The 13,748-nt window shown below is 42.5% G+C and carries 12 protein-coding genes; all 12 read right to left on the reverse strand.

The window, feature by feature from the left end:
• Positions 1-104: 104 nt before the first annotated feature.
• Positions 105-1,541 carry an ABC transporter substrate-binding protein gene (locus MHB37_RS26080; RefSeq protein ID WP_076277619.1) on the reverse strand — a complete coding sequence of 479 codons (1,437 nt, stop codon included), beginning with the start codon at positions 1,539-1,541 and terminating at the stop codon, positions 105-107.
• Between the two features lie 75 nt (positions 1,542-1,616).
• Complete coding sequence (locus tag MHB37_RS26085) at positions 1,617-4,190, reverse strand: alpha-L-arabinofuranosidase C-terminal domain-containing protein (RefSeq protein ID WP_081394068.1); 2,574 nt, start codon at positions 4,188-4,190, stop codon at positions 1,617-1,619.
• A 470-nt stretch (positions 4,191-4,660) separates the two neighbouring features.
• The gene (locus MHB37_RS26090) at positions 4,661-5,413 is read right to left on the reverse strand and encodes an ABC transporter permease (protein ID WP_076186390.1); all 753 of its coding nucleotides are present in this window, start codon (positions 5,411-5,413) and stop codon (positions 4,661-4,663) included.
• A complete protein-coding gene (locus MHB37_RS26095; RefSeq protein ID WP_076129171.1) occupies positions 5,407-6,183 on the reverse strand; it encodes an ABC transporter ATP-binding protein in 777 nt (258 codons plus the stop codon). The genes MHB37_RS26090 and MHB37_RS26095 overlap by 7 nt, the downstream gene beginning before the upstream one ends.
• Positions 6,164-7,156 carry an ABC transporter substrate-binding protein gene (locus tag MHB37_RS26100; protein ID WP_139329957.1) on the reverse strand — a complete coding sequence of 331 codons (993 nt, stop codon included), beginning with the start codon at positions 7,154-7,156 and terminating at the stop codon, positions 6,164-6,166. The genes MHB37_RS26095 and MHB37_RS26100 overlap by 20 nt, the downstream gene beginning before the upstream one ends.
• Positions 7,157-7,392: 236 nt before the next feature.
• Positions 7,393-7,866 (reverse strand): YhcH/YjgK/YiaL family protein, encoded by a 474-nt coding sequence (locus MHB37_RS26105; RefSeq protein ID WP_076281915.1) that lies wholly within the window; start codon positions 7,864-7,866, stop codon positions 7,393-7,395.
• A 30-nt stretch (positions 7,867-7,896) separates the two neighbouring features.
• Positions 7,897-8,751, reverse strand: a complete 855-nt coding sequence (locus tag MHB37_RS26110) for a MurR/RpiR family transcriptional regulator (protein WP_051491079.1) — start codon at positions 8,749-8,751, stop codon at positions 7,897-7,899.
• Positions 8,752-8,774: 23 nt separating this feature from the next.
• Positions 8,775-9,653, reverse strand: coding sequence for an ROK family protein (locus MHB37_RS26115; RefSeq protein WP_076303275.1), 879 nt, complete (start codon positions 9,651-9,653; stop codon positions 8,775-8,777).
• 23 nt (positions 9,654-9,676) lie between these two features.
• Entirely contained in the window at positions 9,677-10,366 is a 690-nt protein-coding gene (locus tag MHB37_RS26120; RefSeq protein WP_036679646.1) for an N-acetylmannosamine-6-phosphate 2-epimerase, read from the reverse strand.
• 24 nt (positions 10,367-10,390) lie between these two features.
• Positions 10,391-11,233, reverse strand: a complete 843-nt coding sequence (locus MHB37_RS26125; protein ID WP_081382492.1) for a carbohydrate ABC transporter permease — start codon at positions 11,231-11,233, stop codon at positions 10,391-10,393.
• 13 nt (positions 11,234-11,246) lie between these two features.
• Positions 11,247-12,122 (reverse strand): carbohydrate ABC transporter permease, encoded by an 876-nt coding sequence (locus MHB37_RS26130; RefSeq protein ID WP_076129168.1) that lies wholly within the window; start codon positions 12,120-12,122, stop codon positions 11,247-11,249.
• An 84-nt stretch (positions 12,123-12,206) separates the two neighbouring features.
• Positions 12,207-13,613 carry an ABC transporter substrate-binding protein gene (locus MHB37_RS26135; RefSeq protein WP_076129167.1) on the reverse strand — a complete coding sequence of 469 codons (1,407 nt, stop codon included), beginning with the start codon at positions 13,611-13,613 and terminating at the stop codon, positions 12,207-12,209.
• Positions 13,614-13,748: the final 135 nt, after the last annotated feature.

Below are 13,748 nucleotides of genomic sequence, written 5' to 3' on the forward strand. Positions count from 1 at the left end.
CACGCATCGGTCTCCTCCCATCTTTACGGGCCTCTCGGACTTAAGTGAATACAAGCAGGGCAGCTCTGGCAATTGCAGGCTGCCCCTCCTGTTATTAGATTTCCTTACGGCTGCATTCCCATTGCCTTTTTAAAGGCAGCAATTTCTTTGGAAGCTTGCTTCAAGACATCATCACCAATTTTTTGAATAGCCGTCTTGGAATCTGTGTTCTTAGCCAGTGCATCACCGATCGCCGCTATAAAGATTTCCCAGCCCTTGTTATCTACTGGTGTAAGGTGTTTGACTGGAATATCGTTGCTTAATTGCTCATATAGTTTAAATTCCTCTTGCCCACCCAGATATTCATTTTTAGTGTTTGCGTACCAATCAAGACTGGAAATATCCTTGTAACCCGGCTGAATGGAATGTTTTGTCCAAATTTTCCAAGCATTTTCACTTCTCATGCTCCACTGAATGTAAGCCCATGCCGCTTCTTTATTTTTGCTTTGCGAAGGAATAACAAAGCTTGAGCCGCCCATTCCCACGTTAATTCCTATTGGCAAACGGGTTACCTTCCATTTTCCGGCAAGCTCAGGGAATGTTTCCTGAAGTCCGCGCGCTCCAAATGAACCCGATACGACACCAACTAAATCACCTTTCAGAACTAGCTGTTTACCTTCGTCTGAGCCATAACCGATATGAGGTGCCCAGCCCAGCTGTTGTCCACGTTTTGTAATATCAAGAACTTTCACCATTTTGTCCGTATTACGTGTCCAGTTCATATCCTTATCAAAGTAGCCGACTTCATCTCCTGCCCATACGATCGGGCCATCGCTCCACTCCATGAAATATTTACCGTTAGCTTTCAAAATTTGAGCCAGGTTCAAGAGATTCTCTTCATCTTGCATGTATTCACCAAGCTCAGCAGGATCACTTGGCAATCCAAGCTCTTCAAAAATGTCTGCACGGTAGTAATAAACCCCCGGTGTCATATCCCAAGGCATACCAAGCAGCTGTGAGCTGTCTGGTGTCATCCAACGTTCCCAGTTATATGGAGCAACCAGATCTTTATATTTTCCAGCGTTATAAGGCTCTTCCAAAAGATTCTCCAGCACATTGCCCGCCATATAACGGTTCAACTGGTACATTTCTACTTCAGCTACATCCGGCGCTCCACTACCTGCGGCGATTGTCGTTTGCAGCTTGTCATGCAGGTCGCCAAAGGGCATAACTACCGTCTTCAGCTTGATTCCAGGATATTCAGCCATAAATGCAGCGCCGACTTCCTCGAACACTTTTTCATTAAAGGCCCAAACGGTAACCTCACCTTGAATATCTTTGCTTGGCAGGTCGTTGGCAGGATCTGCTGCTTCCGTGCCCTCAGTAGCTGTTGCATTGGTTGGCTCACTAGCATTATTAGTTTTTTCAGTGTTCGTTTTACCGTTGTTAGCTGCATTTTTATTCGTCGTTGAGCTTCCAGCGCTGCTACAGGCTGACAGAATAAGCACAAAAACCATTACCATACATACGACTAAACTGCTCGTTTTTCTTTGCGAAATCATAACCTAACCTCCCTCTTAAATTGAACAAATAAATGCTTGTTTATAGTGAAGGAGTGAACCTCCCTCCGTGACCGGCTATTTCCCCCCTTCCTTTAGTCTCAACACGGTCACGGAATATTTCGGGAATTCAAACTCCAGACTACCTTTGTCTACACTTACCTTTTGAGTTACAGGTGCCACCTTGTCAGGTTCAGCGAAGCTATTCTCAGCATTTAAATCGTCCGACTGAAGTACGGTAGCTGTTCCTTCCAGACTTGATGTGGCAAGTCCGGCAAAAGAAACATCCGTGCGCTGAGCAGTGTCACCCGCATTAACGACTTTAACGATCAGCTCACCTGTGGCAAGATCACGGCTCGCAGTTTGGAACAGCGGCCCTGCTGGACTTTCATCGTTCACCTCTTGTATAAGCTCATCGTCGAGATAGAGCCGGATATTAGCACCTGATAATTCAATGCGGATATCGTACAATTTCCCAGTCTCAATCCTTACAGGAACCGTTCTTCCGATGACTGCTCTTGTTCCACCTACTGATTTTTCAATCGCGCTCTGCGTATTTCCCCAGCCGCCAAGATTCCACCAATAGAAGTTACCTTCATCTTTAGAGCCGAACATAATGAGCATGCCTTCTGCTCCGCCAGTCTTTTTCGCCTTAAGAGAAAGTGTATAATCACTCCATGAAGTCTCACCGGCAACTGCACGAATATCAATATCATTAGAAGTCTGCTTAAAAGTACCCTTGGATTGTTCCCAGTCCCCATTGTTTAGAGTCCAGGCTCCGGAATCCTTCTTGAAATGATCTTCAAAAAGAACGTCATCACCTTTCGCTACTCGTACATCGCTGTACTCTACCTGGGTGGCCCAAGTCCCCAAACCAATTCCACCTTGAATGGATTGCTTACCGGAGGTTTCTTCTTGACCTAGAGCCACAAGTGAGGTTGGAAGAACCACATCCCCCTTATTGCTTCCGAACATCTGCTGCACATGATAAGAAGGTGTTCCGTAGCTAGTCGATGAATCAAACACAATAGCGTCCGGGTTCCAAGTACGATCCTTCGTATTCACAAACAACGGGGCATAAGAGGACATTTTTACGATATCAGAATTCCGTTCCATGCCCATCATAAAAGCGGCCTCGCCGATTGCAGCGTTCAGATTGCCTTCTCCCGCACCCTTGGTCACCGCATACTCACCAACATAAATCTCAGGACCACTCCGGTCATAAGTATCGTATCTGTTCGAGTTGCTGAGGAACCATTCAGAGGTTTCATAGTAATGCTCATCAACCATCTCGATAGGCTCACCTTCAACTGCCGCATTGGCAATGAGATGAATCTCTGGATACTTCTCTTTAATTGCTTTATAAAACAAGCCATAACGCTTAATATATTCACTCATCTGGAAATTGTTTTCGTTACCAATCTCTAAATATTTCATATTAAAAGGCTCCGGATGACCATTGGCGGCTCTTTGTGCCCCCCATTTGCTAGTAACCGGTCCGTTTGCATATTCAATGGCGTCCAGCGCATCTTGTATCCATGGCTGAATTTCACTGACTGGAACGGTATTCTGCTTGGCTATAGGATCTCCGTTATGTGAAATCCCGATATAAGCTACATATAATGGTTCCGCTTTCAGATCTTCGGCCCATTGCAGATATTCGTGAAAGCCCAGCCCATCTGAGGAGCGGTAATCCCAATATCCCTTATGACCGGGACGCGTTTCAATCGGACCAATGGTGTTCTTCCATTGATAAGCATCAGTTGGCGTTTTCCCTTCCACAAAACATCCCCCCGGAAAACGAACGAATGCGGGTTTCATCGCAGCTACCTTTTCAGCCAAATCGATGCGAAGCCCATTCTCCCTGTTGTTCCAAGTCTCAGGAAACAAAGACACCATATCGAGATAAACAGTCCCTACATTGGCAGCAGAGATTACAATTCGTGCGTTTGCTACAGTACCTGTAGAAGTCAGTGTGTATGTATATGGATGCCATCCTTCTTTTAACTTATCAACGGTCTGTTCTGCATATAGCTCATTGCCATCTGGGCTCTCTAACGTTATACGCAGTGGCATATTGTCCCCTGGCTCTGGCCGCGCATAGAAAGACAACTTGTAACTGGCATCCTTCGTCAAAGCAATCCCCCAGTAACCATTATTCACAGCAGATACCGAACCACCCTCGGCAGCTGATGATACTGTTAAAGCCATTGCCTGGGTCTGAGCATCGTTCAAAAGCTTAGTGCTGGTCAGAGCAAGCTTCCCTTTACTCCCTCCTTTTTCATCCATCCACCAATTGAACAGTGTGACCGAACTATCCTCAAAGGAACGATTGGAAATCAGCTCTGCATATAGCCCTCCATCTCCCGCATGATTAATCTCTTCGAAAAAGGCTCCGTACAACATCGGGCTGATCTTAGCTCCCGGATTCGCCGTATCCACAGTCAACGTATATGCGGTTCCACTACTTGTGTTAGCTGCTGTCGCCGTTGGAAGAGTTTTCTTTCCCGCTTCACCCGTTGCTTCTTTGGCAGACTCCTGAGACAGTGTTGCTGGGTTTTCGCCCTTAGAAGCCCAATAATACGTCAGCCCGCCAATCGCAATCACGAAAATCAGTACCGTAAGCCATAGCTTCCGTCCATATTTATTCAAAGATAATTACCCCCAACCTTTTATTAGCGTTTTCATTTTTATGAAGTGAACAGATCCTTCCATTCGTAATAACTTAAAATCATTTCACAAAACCTAAATGAATCCGTTTCCATTGATAAAATACCATACTAAAATCTGGTTGTAAATAAATTAAACTAAACCTTTTTATACTTTTATGAATATAATTTCCAATAGATTTGCAAGAAATCAAGAGATTTATTAGTTTTTTTAAAACAAATTCCCTCTTTTCATCTCACCATCTTTATATTTTTCTAAAATAAACGGGGGTTTACAGCCCTAAGTAAGTTTAATTTTCATTTTTTCCTTCATTTATTTTACTGTTTTATTTTTCCATTCAAATAATAATGAAACTAAAATTGATTGTGTTGCCCCCAAAAAATCATATAAAAAAAGCTCCCCCTTGCCCAAACTCAGGCAAAGGAAAGCTATCGTTTAATTTCCAACTAAATTTAGTTCCGCCACTTCATAAACTTGTAATCAAGAAAATCAACAAGCAAGAAGAGAATAAAACCGACCAAGCTGAACAACATAATTCCCGCATACATCTCCGGATAATCTAATCTTAACCACGCATCCATGATGAAAAAGCCCATACCGTGCTCTGTTCCATAGATCTCCGTAAAAAACAGTACAGATATCGCCGTTCCAAGCGAAATACGAATCGTACTCAGAATTACTGACAATGCCCCCGGCAGTGTCACATGCCAGAACTTCTTCACAGCGCTGGCACCTATACTAGTTAAGACATCATAGGTATTGTCCGGAATAGCCTTAACCCCATCCCTTACCGAAATGATGATCTGAAACAATAGAATCAGCATGATCATTAGGATTTTGGACGTCTCCCCAAGCCCGAAGAACAGCATCACTACTGGAAGCAGGGCAATTTTGGGAACAGGATAGGTCAAGTAAACCACAGGGTCCAGCAGTTTGTTCCAGGTCAACGAACGTCCCATTAGAAGACCTACAAGCAGTCCAATAATTAACGCCAGTACCACACCTGCAAAAATTCTGAACAAGCTATACCCTACATTTATAGCAATATCCTGCGCTCCTAACTGAAACATCGCCTTATATACAGCAAAGGGACTTGGCAAAATCGAATGGTTCATAAGTAAAAATGCGATATACCAGACTACATTCATACAGACAAATACAAATAGCAGCCTTACTAGATGATGAAGTCGACGTTTGTTTACCATATCTCCTGCATTACCTTTCTAATCCGCTTAGTCTGCTCAAAGAAATCCACACTGTCCCGCTTATCCTCATGCTTCATATGAAACACCAAATGATTATCAATAATTTCAGGTGTAGTTTCTTTGTTGGACGGCATGACGATAATCTTTTGCCCCAGCAGAATCGCTTCTTCCACATCATGAGTGACAAATAATGTAGTCGTCGGGTTAGCCATCCAGTTCTCTAAAAAGAGGACCTGCAGCGTTTCCCTTGTTATCGCATCGAGTGCAGAGAATGGCTCGTCCAGCAACAGAATAGTAGGCAAAATGGCAAAAGCTCTGGCAATCGCTACTCTTTGCTGCTGGCCTCCACTGAGGGATAAGGGATAACGTTCTGCTAAATCAGAGATCCCCATCGACGAAAGCCACTGCTTAATCTGCGTCTCCCGTTCTTGCTTGGATGAACTTGCCGTATGCGTAATCTTCATCGCTATCTGAATATTATCATGTACAGTCTTCCAAGGAAGAAGCCCGTAGTTCTGCGGCACCAGCCCGATTAACGTTTCTTTCTCATGTACAGATTTCTCATTAAAAAGAATTTGTCCCTGATAGCTAGGCAGCAAGCCCGCAATCGCCCGTAATAAGGTTGATTTTCCGCTGCCAGAGGGTCCGATAATGGTGTAGATCCCATGTTCCGGCAAAGATAAATCCACCTGACCTAAGGCTAATTGTCCGCTCTTATATTCTACTTTCAGATCCTTTATGGCGAGTCCTTTATTTCTTGAATTGGACATCAGAAATCACATCTTCAGCCGAGATATTTTTGCTAAGCAAACCTTTTTCCCGTGCCCAAGCAAATGCAGCCTCTACTTCCTTCACATCCACTTGATAAGCTGGTACATAATCCGGTACCTTGATCTCATCTTTTAATGTTTCTGGATATCCTACTTCTTTGATTACAAGATCGATATATTCAGATTGTTCATGGGATTTCATATAAGCTACTGCTTCATCATAAGCAGCATACATACTGCGGATAGCTTCTGCTTTGGCATCAATTGCAGTTTGCGGGAAAGCTAATACGAACGGATTTACTCCCGCAGTTAGCGTTGAGCTCAGTACACGCAGGCCTGAGGTTTTGCCCATCGTTACAAAAGGTTCTGGCAAAATTGCCGCATCCGCCTTATTATTCTTAAGCAATTCTAAACGGGTCGGAATCTGTGGAACCTCTGTCACTGTAATATCAGCTTCGGTCAGACCTGCTTGTTTCAGCATCATGGCCACTGTATATTGTGTGGAGGTATTTTTGGACAAAATCACGGTTTTCCCCTTCAAACCCTTCACATCCTGGATCGATTCATTTCCAGTCAGCAAATCAAATTCCCCAAAAGTTGTACTGGTGATCTTCACATCCAGTCCAGCCTCATTGTAAATGGAGATCGCAACCAGGTCAGCACTTAGACCATCCAGCTTGCCTGCTTGAAAAGCTACATCCCGATCTTTGGCGCTTTTAAACGTCTGGATGTCCAGATCCACACCGTGGTTTTTATCGAAACCTTGTTCATGTGCGATGATAAAAGGAATAGCATCAATCGAGGGTAATAAACCGAGCGACAATGAGGTAACTTCTTTTGCAGCCTCTGGAGCAGCTCCCTCTGACGATTCTGTATTTGTATTATTTTTCGAACCACAACCCACTGCAAGTGCAGCGATGACAACAACCATCATAGATAACAACAACATTCTCTTTAGACCTTTATTCTTCATTTAACTCTCCTGCCTCCATTATTCTTTCTATAGTGTAATTCTCTGTAATATTCTTTGCTCACTCATAAATGTGCATGCAAAAAAATCCTTAAGCTCTACAAAAAAAGCTTTAGGCATGTTAAGTTTACCACCAATCTTTATATTTTGTATATTTATAAATTTAGATATAAGTAAATAGAAGCGACGCAAAAAAAGCTGACAGCGGAATGGTTCCGCTACCAGCCTCAATCTCTATATTATGGAGTTAGTAGATTTGTGTGGATTTTAATGACAGCTTTTTTAATCTGCTGCCCCGGTTGACCCATGCCCGGTCTGTGAACATCATGAGGGAAAAAGACCGCGAACATTCCAGGCTTCAAAGATAACAATATTTCATCTGCTGATGGGGGATAAAGCGCATATTCTCCTTCGGCATCGTAAGGCTTAATGGGCTCGATCCCTTCTTGCAGGGGTGCCCAGCCAATCGTTTCTTCACCTTCTATCAGATAATGCACATCAATATAAGTCTCATGCTTCTCTGCGGCTTGTTCCTCCAGCGATTTTGCCTCCAGAGCCATAATCGAAGCATACATTTCGTTCCCGCGGATTTCGATTCGCCCAAGATCAGGATCATGTTGTAAGATTACTTTCAATTCCTCAATAGCCTCAACAATGACAGGATTCTCATACTTGATATGCTCTTCCCAAGATGACAAAGAACCTAAGATCATAACTTCCCATTCCCCTCACATCTTAATGTGCTAAACCAGTTTCTCACTGACTGCTGAAGCTGTAGTTTCTTTATTGATTATGGATTGCTCACTAGTCTTCTTGAAATATTCTACATATAAAATATCAAGCAGATAAAGCTGCGATATCTTTGCAGATAATGAACCCCCTTGCAGCGGTCCTTCATTAGCCCCACATAGCAGGGTCAGATCGGAGTACGAGGTTAACGGTGACTTTTCAAACCTGGTAATGGATATTACTTTGGCTCCTCGTTCCTTTGCTTTTCTCGCAACCTCAATGCTATCCTTGGTCGAGCCGGAATAAGAAATCACAACAGCGACATCCCGGTTAGACATCAACGCTGCCGACATCATCTGCAGATGTGAATCCATTAAACATTCCGTTTTGTTCGTAATGCGCATAAATTTAATCTTGGCTTCCATAGCTGTGACTAGAGAAGAGCCCACACCGAAAAACAATACACGTTCTGCATTAATCAAATACTCAATGGCCTCACTGATCTTCTGTATATCAATTAAATTATAGGTCTCGTTGAGTGCACTTACATTCGTGGTCAGCACTTTAGAAGCAACAGCTTCAATCGTATCATCCATCAGAATTTGATCGGTAAGCTGCGGGATCTCATTCTCCACAGTGATGCTATGTGCCAATGCGATCTTGAACTCTTGATACCCTTTATAACTTAAAGATTTGCAAAATCGAAATATACTTGATTCCCCAACATCACATGCATCTGCAAGATCAGTAATCGACATGTAGACTACACTTCTCGTATTCTCCAGTACGTAGTCCGCTACCTTCTTCTCCGTATTCGTCAAATTATTGTATTTAGAATGAATTGAAGAAAAAATACTGATTGTCCGCAAAAAAGCCCCTCCTTTTCAATAAATTAATGTACGAATAAGGAGGAAGCTCCCAGCAGACCTGCCTTATTCCCTAATGAGGCTTTAACAATTCTCACTCCCGCAAAGCTTTCCATAATCAAAGACTTCGTGCGTTCTTCTACCCTTCGAACCAAATCTTCTTGTTCCATTACGCCGCCACCAATAATGATCGCGGATGGATTGAAGATATGTGTGATAGAGGCTAAACCCACAGCCACTTCAGTAATCCATAAATCTAAAATACGTTCAAGCTGCTCATTTCCGCTCTGTATTTTATCAAATAAAGCTTTTCCGTCCATGCATTCGGGATCTGCCAGCTGAGCCATCTTCACTAAAGCTGTAGTTGAAGCGTATTTCTCATAATACGGCAGTCCTTCTACTCCGCATGTGGCCGACAATGGGTGAGTAAAGATATGGCCAAATTCAGCCGCTACCCCATTAGCCCCTTTATAGATTTGGCGATTAATGACGATCGCACCGCCAATGCCTGTGCCAAAGGTTAGACATAAGAAATTGTTAAAGCTCTGAGCAGCTCCATAATAAGCTTCGCCTAATGCAGCTGAATTCACATCGTTCTCTACCATAACAGGTTTATTAAAATGATGGGTGACAATATCCTTAATTTTCATTCCAGTATATCTAGGTATATTTTCGTTAGCATAGACAATAAATCCTTCTTCTGCATTAACTTGGCCCGCGGTGCTTATGGCAATGGCATCAAAATGATCGTATTCTGCAATCTTTTCCAGCATTCTCGAGATTACATGGGGTCCCCCCAAGTAGCTTTCTGTTGCATACTCCTTGAAGTCATGTACATTCCCCTGTTTATCGCATATACACATCTTGGTATTGGTACCGCCAATATCTACGGCTACAATTCTCATTCCCATCTACCCTCTCTGGCGTTCTACTGAATAGCGTTCACAAACCGTTTCGTAATCTCCATCGGTCTCGTGATCGCAGAGCCAACCACTGCTGAATACACACCTAAATCAAACATGGTCTTTAATTCTTCAGGAGTGGAAACCCCACCTTCAGCTATAACGGGAACAGAGAAGTTGTTGACGATTTGTTGAACCAATTCAAAATCTGGCAAGTTGCGGCCTTTAGTAGCCTCGGTATAACCGCTCAAGGTAGTTCCTATCAGATCAAATCCCAGCTCAACAGCCTTCGCAGCTTCCGCAAATGTAGAACAATCCGCCATAAACAGTTGATCTTTATAGGTCTCTTTTAAAAGTGGAAAAAGTTCAGAAATAGTAGATCCGTCCGGGCGAATACGGTCTGTAGCATCCATAGCAATGATATCTACCCCTTCGCGGTACAGCTCATCGACTTCCTTTTGAGTGGGTGTAATAAAGACTTCAGAGCCTTCATACACCTTTTTGATTATCCCAATGATCGGCAGATTCACTTGCTTTTTGATTTCTTGAATATCCGCTACGCTGTTTGCCCGAATTCCAGAAGCCCCGCCTAAGTAAGCAGCATAAGCCATTCTCCCCATAATAAACGGGCTATGCAGCGGTTCTTCTGGTAAGGCTTGACTGGAGACGACTAGTTTATGTTTTATTTTTTTAAGTACATTATTTTCAGTATTCATCAGTAACCCACTCCACATTTTTATTTATTCTTTAACTGCTCCTGCCGTAATCCCATTGGTGAAGAACCGTTGGAATAACATGAACACTAGCAACATCGGAATTGCAGCGATGGTAGCTCCGGCCATTTTATAAGCGAAATTAGGATTCAAATCCTGCATTAAGGTCGCAGTACCAACCATTAATGTTTTCATTTTGTTCTCTTGGCCTATAACCAGCTGCCACAAATAATCATTCCAGACTTGCACGAAATTCAGAATAAATAAGGCTCCAATACCAGGTTTGACAATAGGCAACATGATGCGCGTGAAGATTCTCCATTCATTTGCACCATCTATTCTCCCGGCTTCTCTTAAGGCATTAGGGGTTAAATCGAAGAATCCCTTTAATAGGAACACTCCAAATGCACCCGCCACGTTCGGCCAAATCATACCGTTATAACTATTTACCATTCCAAATTGTTGGGTGATCCGGAATAAGGGCACAATCATAATTTCTTTAGGAATCATCAAGCTTGATATAAAGATAATGAAGATTATATTTTTACCTTTAAAATTAATCTTTGAGAACGCATAGGCGGCCATAGAGCCTACAACAATAACCAAAATAGTAGAAATACCAGATACATAAATACTATTAAACGTCCATCTTAAAGCCGGCTGGTTCTGAAATACATCCACATAGTTGGAGAATGTAATCGATTTGGGCCACCAGTCTGGAGGCATCTTCACAACATCCGAGCTGTTTTTAAGTGAACTTGTGAATAACCAATATAGTGGAAAAAGATTAAGGAGTGCGAAGAGGATAATGATCACATTCGATATCACATCAAACTTCTCTCTCTTTTTCTTGTTTTTAATCTTCGACATGTTGTATTCCCCCTCACTTCACCTTAATCATGCTTCGTAGCTGTGGCACAGACAATATCAATGTAATCACGAACATGATAACCCCTACCGCAGAAGCTACACCGAGTTGGTTATATTTAAAGGCATTATTATAAAGATAGTACATCAGCGTTACGGAGGAATTGTTCGGTCCGCCACCGGTCAATAACTGAATAACTACAAAGATTTTTAATACGGCAATAATATTGATAATCGTAATATAAGTTGTTGTAGGTCCTACCGAAGGAATCAGGATCTTTGTAATCACTTGCCATCTGCTAGCACCATCGATTTCTGCTGCTTCAAAAAGCTCTTTCGAGACACCAATCATCGCAGCTATATACAGAATAATTGCCTGGCCCACGTTAGTTGCGAAGGTTACAAATATCACGACTGGCAGAACCGTCTTTGGATTTCCCAGCAGATTAATCGTCCCTAGTCCCATGTCTTTATATAGATAAGAGATAAGTCCGTTAGCCGGATTCAGCAAAAAGCTCCAGACCATACTCATAACCACCATGGACACCATTACCGGGATATAATAACTTCCTCTAATAAAGGAAACGTACTTAGCATTCTTATCAAATACCGCAGAGGCTACGAACAATGCAAACCCCACTGTAAGTAGAACGATAAATATTACGAACACAACGGTGTTGATAGTAGCCTTAAAAAATACCGGATCATTAAACAATGTGGTGTAATTGGCAAAACCCACAAACTTCTCGCTGTCATAATTAATCTGGTATAGACTCAGCCGCATCCCTTCTAAGATCGGATAGACAAGAAAGGCTAAGAATACTATCATCTGAGGTAAAATAAACAGATAACCTGTAATATTCTCTTTTAGGTAATTACTACGTAGTTTCATATCGTTTACCTTTCTAATTAACAGCCCTAGAGTCTCTTCAGACCCTAAAGGCTGTCAATCGTGTATTGTTTATCTGGTCTTAGATTATTGGAAAATTACAGAGCCAGCTTTATTGGTCTCAATCACCTTGTTGCCACTTGCCTGATAATCTTGCACAAACTGTTCCGGTGTCTTAGCTCCCATGTAAAGTGCTTGTAGCTCTGGATATAAGACCTCTCTTAATTGGCTGTATCCTGGAACGTTGCCTGTGAAGTTGAACAAATATTTAGAGTTGGCATCGTAAGCTGCAAACAGTGGATTCTCCGCTTTAAGCGCTTCGGCTACAGAACTTCTTACAGGAATACCATTCTTAGAGGATTTAACTAACTCAGGATCGCTTGAGAAGAACTTCACGAAATCCTTAGCTACTTCAGTCTTCTTAGCATCTTTGGACTTGAATACACTAGCGCCTACTACATAAGTAAAGGATAGAGGATCTCCGCTTTCCGACGGAATATTAGCAAGTCTCATATCGAATTTCGCTGCCGTACCGTCCGCCATATTAGCTTTCGTACCATTAAACAGAATTGGGTTAGTGAAACTGATCGCTAATTGCTGATTTTGGAACATAGCATTGGCATCATTAGAAGAAACAGATTCTGCGCCTGGATTTGTATATCCGCCGTCATATAGGTTTTTCAGCCAAGTTGCAGCTTTAACTCCGTTCTCATCATTCAGGACAATGTTGCCTTGATCATCAAAGAACTTATTGCCGAACATTCTCATATAGGCAAGGTTCCATGTATCGCCCTGATTATTTACAGCGAATAATGCCATTGGATATGCATTGGAATACTTATCCTTCGGCAGATTGTTTTTCAGACCCTCAAGAATTTGTTGATATTCATCCAAGTTCCAAGTTTTGATTTCGGATTCTTCACCCACAAACTTTTCTAAGCCTGCTGCTTTAAACATGTCCGCGTTGTAAACCAAGGTGCCTGGGTTGTGCTGGAATGGATAGAAATAAATATCTTCTCCGAACGTTACAGCGTCCCAGTAGTTTTGAGCAATATCGCTTTTCGCGTCTTCATCAATGATGTCAGTCAAAGGAACCAATGCTCCCCGGTGAACGTAATCCCCCATCGGGAATACACTCTCAAAGAACACATCTGGAGGTGTTCCTCCGCTTAAGTTAACATTAAGCAATTGATCGCGCTGATCTCCAGCAATGACCTCTATTTGAATATCTGCATCGTATTTATCATATTGTGCTTTGAATTTCTCAGCGGCGTGCTTTAGGAAGCTATCATAGTCCGCGCCTGCCTCCGTGGCATCCACAACACCCTTCCACTGTGGAGTCAGCCATACTCTGATCGCCACTTTTTCCTTCCCAGATGCAGAAGAATTATCGGATGTATTAGAACTCGCAGCATTGTTACCTGAGCAACCTGAAATTAAAGAAATAATCACCATTAGCGCAAGCATTGCCGAGAGTAAACGTTTTTTCTTCATTTATAAACCTCCCTAAAAGTTTTGTGAGCATTACCTTCTCTGAATCGCTACGTACAAAACTCGCATCGAAAGCATACGCTTAAAGTTTTGTGAGCATTATCTTCTCTGAATCTCTTCGTACAAAACTCGCTCGAA

It is taken from the genome of Paenibacillus sp. FSL H3-0286 (genome assembly GCF_045040705.1).
In the GTDB taxonomy this organism is placed as follows: Bacteria; Bacillota; Bacilli; order Paenibacillales; family Paenibacillaceae; genus Paenibacillus_AQ; species Paenibacillus_AQ odorifer.

What these genes read in the sequence shown, in the direction of transcription:
- MHB37_RS26080 (WP_076277619.1), bottom strand. Translation starts at nt 1,541, where the DNA reads ATGATTTCGCAAAGAAAAACGAGCAGTTTAGTCGTATGTATGGTAATG.
- MHB37_RS26090 (WP_076186390.1), bottom strand. Translation starts at nt 5,413, where the DNA reads ATGGTAAACAAACGTCGACTTCATCATCTAGTAAGGCTGCTATTTGTA.
- MHB37_RS26095 (WP_076129171.1), bottom strand. Translation starts at nt 6,183, where the DNA reads ATGTCCAATTCAAGAAATAAAGGACTCGCCATAAAGGATCTGAAAGTA.
- MHB37_RS26100 (WP_139329957.1), bottom strand. Translation starts at nt 7,156, where the DNA reads ATGAAGAATAAAGGTCTAAAGAGAATGTTGTTGTTATCTATGATGGTT.
- MHB37_RS26105 (WP_076281915.1), bottom strand. Translation starts at nt 7,866, where the DNA reads ATGATCTTAGGTTCTTTGTCATCTTGGGAAGAGCATATCAAGTATGAG.
- MHB37_RS26115 (WP_076303275.1), bottom strand. Translation starts at nt 9,653, where the DNA reads ATGAGAATTGTAGCCGTAGATATTGGCGGTACCAATACCAAGATGTGT.
- MHB37_RS26120 (WP_036679646.1), bottom strand. Translation starts at nt 10,366, where the DNA reads ATGAATACTGAAAATAATGTACTTAAAAAAATAAAACATAAACTAGTC.
- MHB37_RS26125 (WP_081382492.1), bottom strand. Translation starts at nt 11,233, where the DNA reads ATGTCGAAGATTAAAAACAAGAAAAAGAGAGAGAAGTTTGATGTGATA.
- MHB37_RS26130 (WP_076129168.1), bottom strand. Translation starts at nt 12,122, where the DNA reads ATGAAACTACGTAGTAATTACCTAAAAGAGAATATTACAGGTTATCTG.
- MHB37_RS26135 (WP_076129167.1), bottom strand. Translation starts at nt 13,613, where the DNA reads ATGAAGAAAAAACGTTTACTCTCGGCAATGCTTGCGCTAATGGTGATT.